This window comes from Halobacillus sp. BAB-2008, from assembly GCF_000328325.1.
Classification (GTDB): Bacteria; Bacillota; Bacilli; order Bacillales; family Halobacillaceae; genus Halobacillus.
In genome coordinates this window covers 21,294-37,786 of record NZ_ANPF01000043.1, presented here as the reverse complement: position 1 = coordinate 37,786, position 16,493 = coordinate 21,294, and the positions used below count along the sequence as shown (strand labels likewise).

General features: G+C 44.2%; 18 protein-coding genes. 10 read left to right on the top strand and 8 right to left on the bottom strand.

From position 1 onward, the window contains the following. The first annotated feature begins 269 nt into the window (after positions 1-269). The 5 genes from D479_RS10500 to D479_RS10480 all read left to right on the top strand — a co-directional run bounded on the left by D479_RS10500 (position 270) and on the right by D479_RS10480 (position 6,959). Entirely contained in the window at positions 270-2,306 is a 2,037-nt protein-coding gene (locus D479_RS10500; RefSeq protein WP_081594814.1) for a glycoside hydrolase family 3 protein, read from the top strand. Between the two features lie 21 nt (positions 2,307-2,327). Then, positions 2,328-3,605 carry a DUF1343 domain-containing protein gene (locus tag D479_RS10495; protein WP_008636715.1) on the top strand — a complete coding sequence of 426 codons (1,278 nt, stop codon included), beginning with the start codon at positions 2,328-2,330 and terminating at the stop codon, positions 3,603-3,605. Between the two features lie 139 nt (positions 3,606-3,744). Beyond that, complete coding sequence (locus tag D479_RS10490; RefSeq protein WP_008636713.1) at positions 3,745-5,382, top strand: DASS family sodium-coupled anion symporter; 1,638 nt, start codon at positions 3,745-3,747, stop codon at positions 5,380-5,382. Positions 5,383-5,398: 16 nt separating this feature from the next. Next, a complete protein-coding gene (locus tag D479_RS10485; protein ID WP_008636712.1) occupies positions 5,399-6,604 on the top strand; it encodes an MFS transporter in 1,206 nt (401 codons plus the stop codon). 31 nt (positions 6,605-6,635) lie between these two features. Next, entirely contained in the window at positions 6,636-6,959 is a 324-nt protein-coding gene (locus D479_RS10480) for a CHY zinc finger protein (RefSeq protein ID WP_008636710.1), read from the top strand. 22 nt (positions 6,960-6,981) lie between these two features. Here the strand turns inward: D479_RS10480 and D479_RS10475 are convergent, their stop codons facing one another. From D479_RS10475 to D479_RS20230, 3 genes are all read right to left on the bottom strand, one after another. Then, positions 6,982-7,512, bottom strand: a complete 531-nt coding sequence (locus D479_RS10475) for a YceI family protein (RefSeq protein WP_008636706.1) — start codon at positions 7,510-7,512, stop codon at positions 6,982-6,984. Positions 7,513-7,662: 150 nt separating this feature from the next. Next, positions 7,663-7,965, bottom strand: coding sequence for a MerR family transcriptional regulator (locus D479_RS10470; RefSeq protein WP_008636705.1), 303 nt, complete (start codon positions 7,963-7,965; stop codon positions 7,663-7,665). Between the two features lie 28 nt (positions 7,966-7,993). Further along, a complete protein-coding gene (locus D479_RS20230) occupies positions 7,994-8,149 on the bottom strand; it encodes a Fur-regulated basic protein FbpA (protein WP_008636704.1) in 156 nt (51 codons plus the stop codon). Between the two features lie 333 nt (positions 8,150-8,482). Here D479_RS20230 and D479_RS10465 point away from each other — a divergent pair, with 333 nt between their 5' ends. From D479_RS10465 to D479_RS10455, 3 genes are all read left to right on the top strand, one after another. Next, entirely contained in the window at positions 8,483-9,547 is a 1,065-nt protein-coding gene (locus D479_RS10465) for an AI-2E family transporter (RefSeq protein WP_008636703.1), read from the top strand. 175 nt (positions 9,548-9,722) lie between these two features. Next, positions 9,723-11,111: a YjiH family protein gene (locus tag D479_RS10460; RefSeq protein ID WP_008636702.1), complete on the top strand. Its 1,389-nt coding sequence runs from the start codon at positions 9,723-9,725 to the stop codon at positions 11,109-11,111. 322 nt (positions 11,112-11,433) lie between these two features. Next, on the top strand, positions 11,434-11,922 hold the full coding sequence (locus D479_RS10455) for a GNAT family protein (RefSeq protein WP_235601523.1): 489 nt from the start codon (positions 11,434-11,436) through the stop codon (positions 11,920-11,922). 45 nt (positions 11,923-11,967) lie between these two features. On the opposite strand, the gene D479_RS10450 is transcribed toward D479_RS10455, so the two are convergent. The 4 genes from D479_RS10450 to D479_RS10435 all read right to left on the bottom strand — a co-directional run bounded on the left by D479_RS10450 (position 11,968) and on the right by D479_RS10435 (position 15,255). Next, positions 11,968-12,786 (bottom strand): STAS domain-containing protein, encoded by an 819-nt coding sequence (locus D479_RS10450; protein ID WP_008636700.1) that lies wholly within the window; start codon positions 12,784-12,786, stop codon positions 11,968-11,970. Positions 12,787-12,895: 109 nt separating this feature from the next. Next, positions 12,896-13,636, bottom strand: a complete 741-nt coding sequence (locus D479_RS10445) for a hypothetical protein (protein WP_008636699.1) — start codon at positions 13,634-13,636, stop codon at positions 12,896-12,898. A 105-nt stretch (positions 13,637-13,741) separates the two neighbouring features. Next, positions 13,742-14,197 carry a hypothetical protein gene (locus tag D479_RS10440; RefSeq protein ID WP_008636694.1) on the bottom strand — a complete coding sequence of 152 codons (456 nt, stop codon included), beginning with the start codon at positions 14,195-14,197 and terminating at the stop codon, positions 13,742-13,744. Between the two features lie 212 nt (positions 14,198-14,409). After that, entirely contained in the window at positions 14,410-15,255 is an 846-nt protein-coding gene (locus D479_RS10435) for a DUF1206 domain-containing protein (RefSeq protein WP_008636693.1), read from the bottom strand. Positions 15,256-15,382: 127 nt separating this feature from the next. Here D479_RS10435 and D479_RS10430 point away from each other — a divergent pair, with 127 nt between their 5' ends. After that, on the top strand, positions 15,383-15,613 hold the full coding sequence (locus tag D479_RS10430) for an excisionase family DNA-binding protein (RefSeq protein WP_008636692.1): 231 nt from the start codon (positions 15,383-15,385) through the stop codon (positions 15,611-15,613). Between the two features lie 117 nt (positions 15,614-15,730). On the opposite strand, the gene D479_RS10425 is transcribed toward D479_RS10430, so the two are convergent. Continuing rightward, the gene (locus D479_RS10425; protein ID WP_008636691.1) at positions 15,731-16,096 is read right to left on the bottom strand and encodes a Rid family detoxifying hydrolase; all 366 of its coding nucleotides are present in this window, start codon (positions 16,094-16,096) and stop codon (positions 15,731-15,733) included. A gap of 190 nt (positions 16,097-16,286) precedes the next feature. Between D479_RS10425 and D479_RS20225 the strand changes: the two genes are divergently transcribed. After that, the gene (locus D479_RS20225) at positions 16,287-16,460 is read left to right on the top strand and encodes an aspartyl-phosphate phosphatase Spo0E family protein (protein WP_008636690.1); all 174 of its coding nucleotides are present in this window, start codon (positions 16,287-16,289) and stop codon (positions 16,458-16,460) included. The last annotated feature ends 33 nt before the right edge of the window (positions 16,461-16,493 follow it).

Here is a 16,493-nt window from a genome sequence, read left to right as displayed (position 1 = left end):
GAAAAACGAAGTCGAAAAGAAGAGAGAGGGGTCTTATGTGGTATAGACGACTATAATTATATTCGGTACGCTTTTACTACATATTGTAAACGCTTCCATAATAAAGACTCTCATCATGATCCGCCATTGTTGGGAAAGTTCGATCGTCATGCGGGATAGCGGTCTTACTTTTACAAATAAATAAAGGCAAGGAGGAATGTAGAGTGAAAGGCAGGAGAAGAGGTTGGTTTGTTGTGCTGCTTACATTCTGTCTGTTGATTCCGGGAACGATGACCGGACCGGTATCGGCGGACGGGAAAAAGTCGAACAAGGGAACAGAGTTAATTCTTTTGCAGAACGTACCGGAAGCGGACAGGACAATTAAAGGGGATACGGTTCAGATGGAGGTGCTGCGTGTTTACAAAGATGGTCACTTCAAGAAGGTCGAGGAGAATCTGAAGTGGTCGTCCAACAATAAACGGGTGGCGGAAGTGGATGAACATGGAAAAGTAACATGGCACGGAAAACCCGGGCGAGCGTGGATTACCGTCCGCAGCGGGAAGGATCAGGATCGGATCGCCGTCCATTTCAAACGAAAGAAGCATAAAGGGCAGTCCGAGGTTACTCCTGTACTGATGAAGCAGAAAGGAAAGAAGTATGACATCGTAAGGAATGCCATCGATAAAATGACAATGGAGGAGAAAGTAGGACAGATGCTGATGCCTGACTTCCGTACTTGGAAGGGGAAAAATGTCACGGAAATGAATGCTGAAATAGAGCAGATGGTAAAAAAATATCATTTGGGGGGAGTCATTCTTTTCCGTGAAAATGTCGTAACCACAGAGCAAACGACAACGCTTGTCGACGATTACCAGAGTGCGAGTGAGAAATTTGGACTGCTTATGACCATTGATCAGGAAGGTGGAATCGTCACAAGGCTGCAATCCGGGACAGATATGCCTGGAAATATGGCACTTGGGGCAGCACGTTCGGAAGAGCTAGCTCAGAATGTTGGAAATGCCATTGGAGAAGAACTTGCGGCACTTGGATTCAATGTGAATTTCGCTCCTGTGATGGATGTAAACAATAATCCAGATAATCCGGTTATCGGCGTCCGTTCCTTCGGTGGAGATCCAAGATTGGTTGGAACGATGGGAACCGCTTATATGCGGGGATTACAACAAGCTGGTGTCGCTGCTACGGCCAAGCACTTCCCTGGCCATGGAGATACCGCTGTCGATTCTCATCTAGGTCTTCCTGAAGTGCCTCACGATTTAGATCGACTCAAGGAAGTGGAACTCTATCCCTTCCAACAAGCAATGGATGCAGGTATTGACGCAATCATGACGGCACACGTCACTTTCCCGAAAATTGATGATACCGAAGTGATTTCTCAGAAGGATGGGACGCCAATTGCTCTTCCTGCCACCTTATCAGAGAAGGTGTTGACCGGCTTAATTCGTGAAGAGATGGGCTATGAAGGGATTGTCGTGACCGATGCGCTCAACATGAAAGCAATCAGTGACCACTTCGGACCGGTAGATTCCGTGATTCGGGCGATCAACGCCGGAACAGATATCGTATTGATGCCTGTAGGACTTGAAGAAGTAGCGGGAGGTATTTACGAAGCTGTGGAAACGGGGGAAATCAAGGAAGAAACCATTGAGGATTCTGCCCAACGTATCTTGACGTTAAAAGTGAAGCGGGGAATCATTCCTTCCGAAAATCCGAAGTCGGTGGAAGAGAAAGTTCAATACGCGGAAGAAATCGTAGGTTCCGAAGCGCATAAACAGGTGGAAAAAGAAGCTGCTGAGAAGTCGATCACCATGGTCAAAAATGATGGGGTATTACCTGTGACACCAGAAGAGGAGGAAGAGGTACTTGTCATTGGAAATACATTCATCGATTTGCTTGGTGATGCCGTCAGAGAACGCCACGGTGCCACTACTGTTTTATCAACGTCGAGCGCGGAATTGACAGAAGGACAGTTGGAAATGGTGAAAAAGGCGGACTATATCATCTTTGGTACTTACACGTATAATGTCGCCACACGGTCTGCCGATCACCCACAAATGAAATTGATCCATGAGGTGATGGATGCGAGCGAAGCGCCTGTCATCAGTATTGGAATTCGGAATCCATACGACATCATGAGTTATGCAGGTGTCGATGCTTACCTCGCCCAATATGGCTTTAAAGCAGCCAGCTTCAAGGCGTCCGCTGCCACCATATTTGGTGAAAATTCACCGCAAGGAAAGCTTCCTGTCACGATACCTGATGAAGATGGATCGGTGATGTACGAATATGGAACGGGGCTCACTTATTAAGAGGAAAGGGAGAGGATAGCTATGCGGAAGTGGTTTATACTAGTGGTCGTTCTGCTAACAACCTGGTCCACCTTTTCAGTCGTTTTCGCTGATCATCAAGGAAACCGTGGTAAACACAAGGGACATCATAAGAAGCAGGAGGAATTCAAACTTGGTGTAGAAGTGCTGCTCGATGATAAGAAAGAACTTTTGGAAGGAAAGCGCATTGGGTTAATCACGAATCCGACAGGAGTAGATCAGGATTTGAACAGTGTCGTCGATCTTTTCTACGAAGATGAAGACTTAGAGTTGACGGCTCTTTATGGTCCCGAACATGGAGTGCGGGGAAGCGCTCAGGCAGGCGAGTATGTGGAATTTTACGAAGATGAGAAGACTGGTCTGCCTGTGTACAGCTTATACGGTAAAACGAAAAAACCGACTCCGGATATGCTTGAAAATATTGATGTCCTCGTATTCGACATCCAGGACGTAGGAACGCGTTTCTATACGTACATCTACACGATGGCTTATGCGATGGAAGCAGCACAAGAAAACGACATTCCATTCTTCGTCCTGGACCGGCCGAACCCGATCGGTGGAGACCAGGTGGAGGGTCCGGTCCTTGATACAGACTACCAGTCTTTCGTAGGAAATTATCCAATCCCACTGAGGCATGGCATGACGGCAGGAGAATTGGCGAAGCTGTTTAACAAAGAATTCGATATCGGTGCAGATTTGACCGTCGTGAAAATGGAAGGGTGGAAGCGGGGAATGGATTATGATGATACAGACATGCCGTTCGTTGCGCCTTCGCCGAACATGCCGACGGTAGATACGGCTTACGTATATCCTGGGGCTGCATTGATTGAAGGGACAAATGTATCGGAAGGAAGAGGAACTACGAAGCCGTTCGAGTTGATCGGAGCCCCCTTCATAGACAGCGAACAATTGGCGGAAGCAATGAACGAGAAGAACCTTCCTGGTGTCAGGTTCCGGGCGGCTTCATTTACCCCGTCTTTTTCTAAGCATGCCGGGAAATTATCCCACGGCGTCCAACTTCATATACTGGACCGTGATGAGTTCCAGCCTGTTAACACAGGTCTGCACTTAGTGAAAACTATCCATGATATGTACCCTGATGATTTCGAATTTCGTGCCGAAGATGCAAATGGTATCTCGTTCTTTGATCTACTGATAGGGAACGGATGGGTAAGGGAATCAATTAATGAGGGGCATTCCGTAGAACAGATGGAGAAACGTTGGAAGGATGACCTCAAAAAGTTTAATAAGACGAGAAAACATTTTCTTCTGTATAAGTAAGAGTAATCCACATTCCTCCCGAAGGAATGTGGATTTATTTTAAGGAAGGGTTATAGAGTGATTTCATGACAATTTTATGGATTTTATGATAAAATTTGTAAATATTCTTACACTTACCACATGGGGAAGGATTGATTGTATGAGAGCGACCGTTGCTATCAAAAATAGTTGGCAAAAGCTTTGGGTGATGCATGAGGAAGCGAAGGCACTGATGCAGTTTATGGTGTCCGGGAATCATACTTCTGCTTATACCAAGGAAAATGGAGAACAAGAAAGGAAACCAGGACCTTCCATGCAGCCGAGACAAAAGATCGGCTTGATTCTTGGACCCATGCTTTTTCTTCTTGCCTTGCTGTTTGTGGATGCGGAAGGTTTGTCAAGGGAGGCTGTAGCGATTCTTGCGAGTACACTATGGATTGCTACATGGTGGATTACAGAGGCAATTCCCATTCCAGCCACCTCGTTGCTTCCTCTCGTATTGTTTCCTGTTACCGGCGGGTTGGAAAGTGGAATGACCGCATCTTCTTACGGAGATGACACCATCTTTCTGTTTATGGGGGGCTTTTTAATTGCCCTTACTATGCAGAAATGGAACTTACATAAACGGATGGCCCTGTTTATCATAGCTTCCGTCGGCACGAGCACCGAACAAATTGTACTCGGGTTTATGGTTGCTACCGGTGTGCTGTCCATGTGGATTTCCAACACAGCGACGGCAATGATGATGGTGCCGATTGGTATGGCCGTTATATACCAAGCAGCGGAGCAGTTGAAGAAGAAGGGAGAAACGGTCGATCACGATTCTTTCCCTTTCGGTAAGGCAGTGATGCTCGGAATTGCGTATAGTGCGTCGATCGGAGGACTTGCGACACTAATCGGTACACCGCCGAATACGATTTTCAAGGCGGTTGTAGAACAGACCTATGCCATCGAGATATCTTTCGCAGGCTGGATGACGTTCGGGGTACCATTATCTTTGCTGTTGTTAGCGCTTGCGTGGGTGTATTTAGTCAAGGTCGCTTATCCTATGAAAATGAAGGAGCTGCCTGGAGGGAGGAAGGTGATCCGAGAAGAACGCAGGTCGCTTGGTGTTATGTCTTTTGAAGAAAAAACGGTGCTGTTGGTTTTTACCGTGACAGCTGCAGCCTGGATATCCCGCTCCTTTCTTCTGGTACGGATTAATGAAAATATCAATGATACGATGATAGCTATGATTGCTGCAGTCATCCTGTTCATCCTTCCCTCTAAAAACCGTAAAGGAGAACATCTACTGGATTGGGATACAGCAAAAGGACTGCCATGGGGGATCTTGCTGTTATTCGGTGCCGGGCTGGCCATTGCTTCAGGATTTCAGGAAACCGGACTGGCAGAATGGATAGGTAATCAATTGACTGTACTCCAAGGGGTGCATCTGCTCTTGATTATCGTTATCGTAACGGGGATGGTTATATTCCTTACAGAAATAACATCCAATACAGCCACGGCAACTATGATGTTTCCGATTATGGCCTCCCTTGCGAGTGCTCTTTCTGTACACCCTTACAGTTTGATGATCGCTGCAGGGATTGCTGCAAGTTGTGCGTTCATGCTCCCGGTTGCGACTCCGCCGAACGCCGTCGTTTTCGGGTCTGGTTATTTGCGTATCCCGGATATGGCGAAAGCTGGGTTGTGGTTGAATATCCTTGCAGTCATCCTGGTTACTCTTGCCATCTATTTCTATCTTCCGTTCGTCTGGGGGATCGATTTGAACGAATTTCCAAGTCAATTCCAATCCTAGAAAAGAGTGATTTGATATGGGAGTGGCGATAGAAACGACTCACCCCTATACACCGCGTGAGTCTGGATTTTGGCGGATTACAGCCGCATTAATGATTGCATCTTTATCGACCTTTTCTACATTGTATGTCTTTCAGCCACTGCTCCCGTTGCTTTCGGATAGTTATGATCGTTCTGCTACAGTATCAAGCTTCGTCATGTCCTCCTGTGTGCTCGCTATGGTTGTCGGATTGTTCGTTTTAGGCTTTCTTTCTGATCGCTATGGCAGGGTGGCAGTTATGAAGCTTTCCCTGTTCGTTACCGTGATTACGCTGGGTTTGATTCCTCTTGTGGATAGTTTCGAATGGATTGTAGCTCTCCGTGTTATCCAGGGATTTTTCCTTGCAGGGATTCCTGCTGCAGCGATGGGGTATTTAGGGGAAGAAACATCACCAAAACATATCGGTCTTGCTATGACGCTGTATATTTCGAGTAACGCACTCGGAGGAATGGGCGGAAGAGTGGGAGCGGGATATCTTGCAGGGGTTTTTGATTTACGGTTGACGATTTGGGTGTTTGCACTCTTCGGAGTCCTTGCTGCTTTTCTGTTCCTTGTACTCATACCGAACGAGCGTTTCTTTGAAAAAACGGATCAGTCGATAGTCAAGGATCTTCAAGGGTTGTTTGTCCATTTGCGAAGCGGAAACATGCTTTTTCTATTCTTAATGGGCTTCCTGCTGCAGGCCGTTTTCACGGCAGTGTGGACATACCTTCCCTTTTACTTACAAGGAGAGCCTTTTCGATGGACGCTGGAGGTCATTTCATTTACCTATTTTGCTTATTTATTCGGGATTATCGCACCGCCGCTGGCAGGGAGAATGTCTCTCTCCTTAGGGATGAAGCGGGTGATGTATTTAGCTGTCCTTGTAATGCTTGCAGGAGCAGGGGTGACCGCTGTACCGTCCGGTTCCATGATTGTATTTGGTCTCTGTCTGCTCTGTATGGGGTTCTTTGTCGCCCATGCAATGGCTTCGGCGCTTGTAAGTAAATCTGCCACGCATCATCGAAGTGGAGCATCCGGATTCTATTTGATCAGCTACTACGCCGGGGTCGCTGTGGGGAGCACGGCTGCCGGGGTTTTGTGGGAAGGTAGTGGATGGCTCGGAATATTAAGTATAGGCATAAGTTTTCTGGTACTGTTCTTCTGTATGTGGCTCTTGCGCCGCCGTGGTCTCAGCACGTGATACAATAGCGATGAGAAAGTGGGGATCAGTTATGGAGGAAGTGAAAGGGAAGCTTGTCGATACGAATACAAGGTGCGTACACTATCATAGTGAGACTGATATTATTGCGATTAAAATGCACTGCTGCCAAACGTACTATGCATGTATCTTCTGTCATGATGAATTAGAGGATCATGGGAAGTCACGCTGGCCGAGGAATCGCTGGGACGAGGCTGCTGTCCTCTGTGGAAACTGTGAGAGCGAGCTGTCCATACAGAATTATATGAAGGCTTCTGTTTGTCCGAATTGTAAGCATGCTTTTAATGCCGGCTGCCGGCTGCATTATCCGTATTATTTTGAAATGAATCAAGACTGAGCGCTGCTCAGTCTTGGTTTTTTTATTGTTCTACGACGAATTCAAAGTTCCCTTCGAATTTCACATCTCTGCCAAGCAGCATTCCGCCGGTTTCTATTGCGGCATTGTAAGTCAAGCCGTAGCTTTCTCGGTTCACTTTTCCGGTGACATCAAAGCCTGCGATCGTGCTCCCGTCCATAGGACTCTTCGATGTGCCGTTGTATTCGACTGTGAATGTCTCTTTATTAGTTGTCTCTTTAATCGTGAAGTCTCCAGTTACTTCGAATTCTCCTTCCGAGACTTCTTTGATGGAAGTACTCTTGAATGTCATTTCCGGATATTGATCTGCCTCGAAGAAGTCTCCGGACCGGAGGTGTCCATCTCTTTGCTCGTTCTTCGTGTTAATGGATTTAACGGGAATTGTTACGGCGATGCTGGCAGATGAGAGATCATTCAGGTCTCCGGAAAATTGAACATTAAATTCCTCGAATTCTCCTTTAGCCTTGGATACCATCATATGTTTAATTTGGAAATTCAAACTGCTGTGCACAGGATCTAATACTAATTTAGTCATGGAAACACTCTCCTTAAAGAATATTTTGAATTCTAACTATTATCTTATTCTCTATTTATTTCGAAGTCAAGATATTTTGATTTACACGGTTCTGTTAAGAAAGGTAAAAAAAAGCCCTCAGACCTAGGGGTGTCTGTGGGCTGCCTGAACCTATTTGTTAAGCTTGAAATGTGCGTTTAATTGACCACGCAGCATTCGTTCCATTACTTTTTCCTTGCTTGATTCCAGCAAATCCTGTTTTATTTCATAGGTTTGCACCCCTTCTTCTCGTTTGTCTGCTATCTGGAGCAGCATTTCCACGTCCGCAAAGGAATATTTTCTTGTTCCTCTCTTAGTCCGTTCCGGATATATTAATCCTCGCTCCTCATAGTACCGTATTTGTCGAAGCGATAATCCTGTCAGTTCATTAACGGTTCCGATTGATATGACCTTTTTATGCTTGTAGGACGACATCCCTTCTCCTCCTTGGTGATTGGCGAAGCTATGGACGGTGGATTCTGGCTGCGAGGGTTTCCAGTTCTGTCAGTGTAAGTGAATGGAGAACCTCGTCCGAAGCATGGAACTGTCCGGCTTCGATCAGCTTTTGGATATAATGTTCCCGCATAGTTTCAACAGCTGTCCTTAAATGATTCTTCATGAAGGTTCACTCCCGATCCTTTGATTTTCGTGAACATGGGGGATCTACCTACAGGACGCCACTAATCATTCATTTCCTGTTCTGGTTGTTGTTAACAGAATAAATCATTTTTAATTTTCTGTCACCTGTTATGTGAGAAAATCTAACATAAAATTTACATCATGTTAGAATTCCTTACGCATGCGGCTGGGGCCTCCCTGATTTCTATTCTGGAGGAGTGGGGATATATTAATGAAGAAAGGGGGAATAAGCGCACATCTTTTCAGGTGTATTTTTTGCGGTTTATTCTGATCTGAATTAGTGAATGAATGGGATAGAGAGGAGATGTTTTTTATGTGGTGGAAGCAGCCTTATTACAAATACATAACGGCAGGGATCCTGCTGCTCATTTTTTATTTCTTTCTTGAGAAGCTGCAATTATTAGAACCATTTAAAACTATTTTTCAAACGCTATTCTATCCCATGCTGATCGCGGGTTTTTTGTTTTATGTGCTGAGGCCGGCTGTTGACCTTTTGGAACGGGTGCCCTTCCTTCCGCGTCCCGCTGCTATCCTTCTGCTTTTTGCCTGCATAGGAGGAATAGTCTACACCGGTTTTAAATTCCTGGCAGAGACGATTAAACAACAGGTAACCGACCTTTCCAGCCTTCCGTCTAAAGTGAAGGATACGGCCGAACATGCCGGCAGGAAGATAGAGGAGAATGATATGGGTATGGTATCCATGAATTCTATCACCCAGAAGGTGACGAATTATTTCGGTGGAATGACCGAGCAGATCGGCGAGCATCTCACTACCGTGTTCTCCACTATTGCGGGGGCTGCCACCGTCATGATCATCGTTCCTTTCGTGCTTTTTTTCCTATTGAAAGACGGGGAGAGGCTGGTGCCGTTTTTGTCTCGGGCCTTCCGTCCTGAGCATAAGCCGCGAGGAGAAAAGCTGTTGGAAGATTTGGATTACACGATATCATCTTATATACTCGGGCAGGTGACTATAGCCGCGGTAGACGGGGTGTTGACGTATATTGGATATCTGCTGATCGGCCTCGATTATGCGCTCGTTCTGGGTGTTTTTCTGGCATTCACTTGTGTCATCCCGTTTGTAGGGCCTGTCATCGGTTCCATTCCTGCAGTCGTGGTCGCATTAATGCAGGAACCCCAGCTTGCCATCTATGTTATAGTGACCATCGTTGTTGTCCAGCAGTTAGAGAGTAATCTTGTAGCACCTTATGTTTTTGGGGAACGGTTGAACATTCATCCGTTGACCGTCATCCTTCTTCTTGTCGTGGCAGCTCCTTTGTATGGAATTGTCGGTATGATTATCGCTGTGCCCACCTACTCTGTAATTAAAGTGTTAATAAAGCACGGATATAGTTTTTATAAGATGTATCATCCTTCCTAGTTCAATAGAAACCGAGTATTCCTTATGAAGGAGTACTCGGTTTTTTTGTCTTTTCGTAAAATAAGAAGAAAAAAGAAGAATCTTCTAATCTACTGTTGAATCTTTATGCAATGGAATGTATAGTTATTAAATATTGATACTATATATATGTGATTGAACATAGAGGAGGAACAGTATGGCTATTGAAAATACAAAATCTACAGAAACCCTGCAACAGACTAATTCTTATACGACTAAACAATGGTTAAAGTTCCTCATTCCTTCTTTTATAGGTGTTCTTTTGTTCATGGTACCTATTTCTATTGGTGGAAAAGTAACCATTGGTCTCGGGATCATGGCGGATGCTCTACAGGGAGCCTTTTCCGAACAAATTCCTTTGTTTATGACAGTCATTATCTGTCTATCTGCTGCAGGCAGCATTCTGGTGAAACTGCTTCCTGAAGAGGGGATTCGTTCTGGAAATGTCGTTGCCCATTTATTTGATGTCGGTCCTTTCTGGGCGTCTATGCGGGTTCTTGGAGCGGTATTCGCAGTCTTGACGTTGACAAGTGCAGGAACATCTATTATTTCTTCGGAACTTACCGGAGGGGTCGTGCTTTTCGACCTTGTACCGGTGTTGATGGTCTGGTTTCTTTTTGCCAGTCTGTTTATGCCCCTGCTGTTGGAATTCGGTTTAATGGATTTGATCGGTACAGTTGTCCGGAAAGCGATGTACGGCTTATTTAAGCTTCCGGGACGTTCATCTGTGGATGCCATTGCCTCCTGGATGGGTAGTGCGCCGGTCGGGGTGTTATTGACGACCCAGCAATATGAGAAAGGGTATTATACAAAGCGCGAAGCTAGTGTAGTCGCGACTAATTTCTCGATTGCCTCCATTGCTTTCAGCCTTGTCATCGCAAAGTTCCTTTCCATTGACCATATGTTCGTACCTTTCTATTTTACAGTCGTCGTCTGTGGTTTGGTAGCGGCTGTCATCTGCCCAAGAATTCCTCCACTGTCTAAAAAGAAAGACACGTATTATGAGCCTGCTGGTAAGCAGATCAGTGAAGATGTTCCAGAAGGTGTTTCGTCGTTCCGATGGGGACTGGAGAAAGCGGTAGAGAAGGCGGATGAAGTGAAGAGCGCTGGTCAAGTCGTGAAAAAGGGTGTCTATAACGTTGTCGATATTTGGTTTGGATTAATCCCCCTTGTTATGGCGCTTGGAACCGTTGCGTTAGTGGTGGCTGAGTTTACACCGGTCTTTACTATTCTTTCTTATCCATTCGTACCAATTCTTAACTGGCTGCAGATTCCAGAAGCCTCCGCAGCAGCTCCTGCCATGATTGTCGGTTTTGCGGACATGTTCCTTCCATCTGTCATTGGGAGTGGAATCGAATCAGAACTGACTCGATTCGTCATTGGTGTTATGAGTCTGACGCAGTTGATCTATATGTCGGAGATAGGTATTCTGTTGATTAAATCCAAAATTCCTATACATTTCTTTGAGCTGTTTGTGATATTTTTACAGCGTACGATCATTACACTTCCGATAGCAGCTTTGTTGGCGCACATCTTATTCTTTTAAGCTAACAAAATACAGAAAAGCGCAGCTGTGCTCAGCTGCGCTTTTCTTATTTATTTATATATAGGGGAGGTCATTACATCCATAGCTTTCGATTTTCACCTATATCTTTAGGGGGTAATTGGTAGTTTTATATCCGTGCCTGTTTTGCAGGAAAGGGAACTTTTCTTTTGTTACATTTCCATTTTATTACTTATCTATGTTTACCAAGTTCAGAAGGAGAGTATATAGGTAGTAAATGATGAGCTTATCGAGAAGTATATAAAGGAGAGTTCGAGCTAGCGAAAGGATGCATCATAATTAATGAGGTGAAAGATCATTGGAAGTGAAAATTGTAGAAGTGGAGAGAAGGCATCTTAGGTCTTTACATAGGTGGGAGATGGATGAGGAGTTACAGCAAAAGACTGGGGTGGATGTCCCGAGAACCTATCAGCAGTTTCTGCAGTCATATGATTTGTACTTTAAGGGAGAAAAGCCTGATTTACTCCTTAAAGCCATCGAATGCGACGGAGAAATTATCGGTAAGGTAGAATTGTATCGCGCTAAAGACCGCGATTATATTGGTATCGTCCTCGGTGATCGGCAGCGGAGCGGGATAGGTACAAAAGCTTTGCAGCAATTTATTGAAATCATCCATTACCGATATGGTATTTCTAATATATTTGCAGAAGTATTCGAAGATAACGACCAAAGTCTGCGGTTCTTTCAGAAAAATGGCTTTGAGTTCATCGGTGAGGAGGTAGTGGAATGGTTCCGCGGGAAACCACGAACATTGATAACATTGAAGAAAAACGTAGAAGAAGCTTTCCGGTAATCTCCTAGACGGAAAGCTTCTTGCTCGTCTTTTCGATACACTGCCTCAAGCGTCATTAATGGTAACCAGCGCTTGTTTTAAGTCGTTAAACGTTTCTAGGTCTTTGAAATTCATGCCTGATTGTATCGCAGCAATGGCCATTTCTGTGCGAATGCCGGTGAGCACTGTTCTAGTTCCCAATAATTTAATCGTCTTCGTCAAATTAAATAAATCGTTGATAAAGACGTCATCGAACGTAGCTATCCCTGAAAAATCGATAAAAAGAAGACGGAGGCTGTGCTCTTTTACTTTGTTCAACGTATGTTCCTTCACGATGTCGAATCGCTCCGGAGAGAATTCGCCCACAAGAGGAAGGACGGCCTGAAATTCATCGATGAGAACGACGGGAGTGGAAATTTCATTTAAATGGTTTTCCATTTCCGTATGTTCTTTCTCTTTCGTCCAATTATAATTCGCGGTCGTCGCACGAATTGCTGCATCAAATGCTGCGACGATTTCCTCTGTTACGAGAAAGCCTTCATCTACTTTTGCTTCATAAATAAATTCTGATTTCCTCATATGTCTGATCAAGGCTAAGCGGAAAACACTTAACACATCCACGGTTTGTTTTAGCAGGATACCTTGAGAATATAAATAGTTCTCCATATCATAACCGATTTCGGCAGCATTCGTTTCGTCTGGGTGCTGTAATAGACTTTTCGCAACGCGATCGAGTAGCAGGCGGAGCATTTCGAAGTGGTAATTCAATTCTGATTCTGTATATTTGATCTGCAGCTCGTCCAGTGTTTTTGGTAACAGTTCATTGACTAATGTGGTCTGATTGTCCGCTAAGTATTGAGCAAAACGCTGATTCAGTGCCGTCATAATAGACTCCTTTCTAAAACCTCTTTTTCTTGTACCCTATTTTATACCAATATAACTTATTTGTATAATATTCATAGAAGATACGAAAAGCCCCTGCTTTTAGCAGGAGCTATTCATTGACTGCCGTTCCTAAGACGGCGGCATACTGATTGTCGAAGAAGGGGGAGAAGTGGTTGTCTTTCCAACTTAAAGGTGTCTGCATGAGACCGAGTCCATCTGCATTGTATTGACCGATGATTCGCTGCAGAGCATATAATTCATAAATTCCATCTCCGTTGAAATCAATAGGATAGAGCTGGTTAAGTCCGGAAACAGATCCTGTAAGCGGTTGTTTCAATGCGCCGTCTTCATTATAAATGTCCGCTAAATATTGTTTGTCCCTATTGCTGAGGTCGATCATAAAGGATAAGTGGAGCGTGTTATTGATGACTTCAACCAAATAGTTATCCTTATAGGTAACGCTGTAGTCAAATGTTTGATCAAACACTTCATAATCGAAGAGAAGCCGGGGGTGATTGGCTAGGAAGGAATAGATATAAAAATACCCAAATCCTCCACTCCCTCCAGAGTCCATACTTACCAGGATGTCATCTGTACCGCTTCCTGTGAAATCTCCGAGGAAAAGGCGCGGATTATAGCCTGTATTGGTCTTTAAAGGGATTGAGTGAAACTTGTTGTTTCTGCCATCCTGAATGACGAGTGTAATGTTCGTAACATAGGGGCTGTCGGGTGTTTCCTGACCGACAAGATAAACCTGGTCTTCGAGGGAGTCTCCGTTAACCTCTCCTTGAGCATAAGAATAGATGGAAGAAGTATAATCGTTCTGTCGGTGATATACGTATGGGTGCATGAGCATCAAACCTTCCGAAGGCACTTTCCATACCATATGCAATCATTGATTGGTATGATCATAAAAAATGTAAAAATAAAAACCCCGGATTGGCCGGGGTTTCCATTATAATCGGTGAAATCCTTCCTGTTCCAAGAAGTTGGCTGCCTCCTTATAGGTATTGAAAGCTCCTTCCAACTGTTCATCCGCATACACATGATACCCATCTTCTTCCCGCATCAATACAAGGGATTGGTCGTAGTCATTCAACCATTCCTCCATAACCGGGTTCTTCTCAGCAGGAGAGAGGGAGAGAGAGTCAATGGAACGGCGGATAAGAGAACGGAGTTCATCCGCACTTATATCACGTATGTTTACCATTCCTTTGTTATCAGCAGGATAGTCTTCTATTTCTCCTGCATAGATGAAGCCGTTCCCGTTTGGATGAAGGCGGTAAACGACAATTTGTTTTTCGTATAAGCTTTCCTCGTAGTGGAAATTGATTCGACCGAGTGAGATCTCCCGTTTCGACAATTCCGGAAATTCTTCAATGATTTCAAGTTTCTCTTCAAATGTAAGCATGGCTGCCTCCTGGTGTTTATACTTGTCTTCAGTATAGCACATGGCGTCTGATGCAAAAACGATTGCATTTGTGAGGGCAGAGTGCTATAGTAATGAAGCGATGAGCTGTTTGTGTAAGACGAAGTACATGCTTCCGAGGAAGCTAAACGACGATGTGGCGTCGGTATATTCGCAACAAAAGTCGAAGAGCCTTCCCCTAGGGAAGGCTCTTTTTATTTTCTGCCGAAGTTCATCCGCATATATCTGCCTCTCACAATCTGGTACACACCATAAAGGATTAAACCTACCGCTATGATGCCGAGAATCCACCTACCATATGGCTGCTGGGATAATTCCGATAAAGCGCCATCCAAGCCTTTCGCTTCGTCCGGATCCGAAGTAAGTGCCGTTTGAATAAAGAAGAAACCTATAATTCCGAGTACAATACCTCTGGCGGCAAGGCCGTATTTTCCTGCTGTTTTTGCCGTGTTTACCTCTTTCTTTTCCATATCTTTCGTCCATAATTTTTTCATGAATTTACCGGTTATGCCACCAAAGAATTCATATAATCCATACCCGATGATGATAACTCCAACTGCTCCGATGATCCATTCACCAAGTGGCTGCGACATAATTTGGGCGGAAATAGTCTTTTTAGAATCACCGCCTCCGGAACCTGCATGCATCGCTATTTGGATTGCTTGATAAGCCAGAGAACCATAAACGACACCACTTACAACATAACCGGTTCTCATAATCAGTCCTTTCGGATCTAATCCGTTGTTCTGTGGATCGAAGAACGCTTCTACTAAAACCCAGCAAATGTAGCCTATCAGTCCGATGCCGATCATCCAAAGCAGCCATTCCCCAAACTTCACCCCGGCCAAAGACTGGAACATACCGCTTGTCCCGGTCGTTTTACCCCCTATGCCGAGTACCGCCATAAACGTCAATATCCCTACAAGGAAGTACACAATTCCCTTTGCCATGTAGCCGATTCGTCCGATTCTGCGGATCCACGGCTTTACATCTTCCTTCGTTTTTCTGACGTGGCGATTGTCTTTTAATGACGTATCCATTCCATCACGGTCCTTTCTTGATACTTGTATACTTCGGTTATTTTCCCTATGGATAAATAAAGGAAACCGCATAGATAAAAGAATCCGCCAATGGTATGATTATAAATAAGAAGAAGGTGAATAAATGATGTATATGACGATTGAAGAAACGGCAGAGTACCTTGATCTGCCTGCTGACTATATAACGCATCTCGTCCATCACCATAAAATAAAAACCGTCCATGACGGGACGCAGTTTCTCATTAATAAACATCAATTCAACAATCACTTGGAACAAATGGAAAAATACAGAGATATGATCCAGGCGTATTTGAACGAACCCATTCCTGAAGATCCTGACATCAAAGACGAAGATTAAAAAAAGCAGAGCATATGCTCTGCTTTTCGAATTACACATAAAGCTATTTTTTAATGTAATGGGACAAAAAAACTTCTCTTACTTCGAATATTGTGAGTAAATGCTAAGATTTTACAGCTATCGCTTCGATTTCGACTTTTGCACCTTTTGGAAGCTTGCTGACTTCCACAGCTGCCTCGCGGGATAAGGCTCTTCTAGGAAGCCGGCATATACTTCATTTACAGTGGCGAAATCATCCATGGAATCCAGGAAGATATTCATTTTCACGACATTGCGGAAGCTTAGTCCGGCTTCTGTCAATATAGCCTCGATGTTTTTCATTACTTGTGCCGTCTGTTCTTTCACCTCGTCCGAAACGAACTCCATCGTTTTTGGGTCAAGAGGAATCTGTCCAGAAATGAAAACCAGATTTCCGAGATCGGCAGCCTGGGAGTATGGTCCGATGGCACTTGGTGCATTTTCAGTCGAAATTGCTTTAAACATGAAACATTCCTCCATATGTATGTTTTCATATATCCTAACATGAAGTCAGAAATAACAGAACGTTTTTTTATTTCCCGGGCAATTCTCGACACTGTTCATAAACGGAAATTCATTGAATAGTAAAAGTTTTCTTAAAATAATGTTTAGATAGGAAATAAAAGGGTAATCTACATGAGAAGGAGCTGAGTATATGAATTACAAAGAAAAACTTGAAAGACAAATTGAAGAATTGAGAGTCCGAATGTATGATATATATAATCAGAATCCCAACGATGAAGAATTGCTTCGAGTATCTCAGGAGCTGGATGATCTTTTGAATAGATTCCGTGGCCAATCACTGGAATTAAAAGAACAACTCACTTAATTGCATGTTAATATACATAGGTGCTGCTTGCTT

What these genes read in the sequence shown, in the direction of transcription:
- D479_RS10460 (WP_008636702.1), top strand. Translation starts at nt 9,723, where the DNA reads ATGGCTATTGAAAATACAAAATCTACAGAAACCCTGCAACAGACTAAT.
- D479_RS10480 (WP_008636710.1), top strand. Translation starts at nt 6,636, where the DNA reads ATGGAGGAAGTGAAAGGGAAGCTTGTCGATACGAATACAAGGTGCGTA.
- D479_RS10440 (WP_008636694.1), bottom strand. Translation starts at nt 14,197, where the DNA reads ATGCTTACATTTGAAGAGAAACTTGAAATCATTGAAGAATTTCCGGAA.
- D479_RS10495 (WP_008636715.1), top strand. Translation starts at nt 2,328, where the DNA reads ATGCGGAAGTGGTTTATACTAGTGGTCGTTCTGCTAACAACCTGGTCC.
- D479_RS10470 (WP_008636705.1), bottom strand. Translation starts at nt 7,965, where the DNA reads ATGTCGTCCTACAAGCATAAAAAGGTCATATCAATCGGAACCGTTAAT.
- D479_RS10425 (WP_008636691.1), bottom strand. Translation starts at nt 16,096, where the DNA reads ATGTTTAAAGCAATTTCGACTGAAAATGCACCAAGTGCCATCGGACCA.
- D479_RS10490 (WP_008636713.1), top strand. Translation starts at nt 3,745, where the DNA reads ATGAGAGCGACCGTTGCTATCAAAAATAGTTGGCAAAAGCTTTGGGTG.
- D479_RS10500 (WP_081594814.1), top strand. Translation starts at nt 270, where the DNA reads ATGACCGGACCGGTATCGGCGGACGGGAAAAAGTCGAACAAGGGAACA.
- D479_RS10435 (WP_008636693.1), bottom strand. Translation starts at nt 15,255, where the DNA reads ATGGATACGTCATTAAAAGACAATCGCCACGTCAGAAAAACGAAGGAA.
- D479_RS10475 (WP_008636706.1), bottom strand. Translation starts at nt 7,512, where the DNA reads ATGACTAAATTAGTATTAGATCCTGTGCACAGCAGTTTGAATTTCCAA.
- D479_RS20230 (WP_008636704.1), bottom strand. Translation starts at nt 8,149, where the DNA reads ATGAAGAATCATTTAAGGACAGCTGTTGAAACTATGCGGGAACATTAT.
- D479_RS10430 (WP_008636692.1), top strand. Translation starts at nt 15,383, where the DNA reads ATGTATATGACGATTGAAGAAACGGCAGAGTACCTTGATCTGCCTGCT.
- D479_RS10445 (WP_008636699.1), bottom strand. Translation starts at nt 13,636, where the DNA reads ATGCACCCATACGTATATCACCGACAGAACGATTATACTTCTTCCATC.
- D479_RS20225 (WP_008636690.1), top strand. Translation starts at nt 16,287, where the DNA reads ATGAATTACAAAGAAAAACTTGAAAGACAAATTGAAGAATTGAGAGTC.
- D479_RS10485 (WP_008636712.1), top strand. Translation starts at nt 5,399, where the DNA reads ATGGGAGTGGCGATAGAAACGACTCACCCCTATACACCGCGTGAGTCT.
- D479_RS10465 (WP_008636703.1), top strand. Translation starts at nt 8,483, where the DNA reads ATGTGGTGGAAGCAGCCTTATTACAAATACATAACGGCAGGGATCCTG.
- D479_RS10450 (WP_008636700.1), bottom strand. Translation starts at nt 12,786, where the DNA reads ATGACGGCACTGAATCAGCGTTTTGCTCAATACTTAGCGGACAATCAG.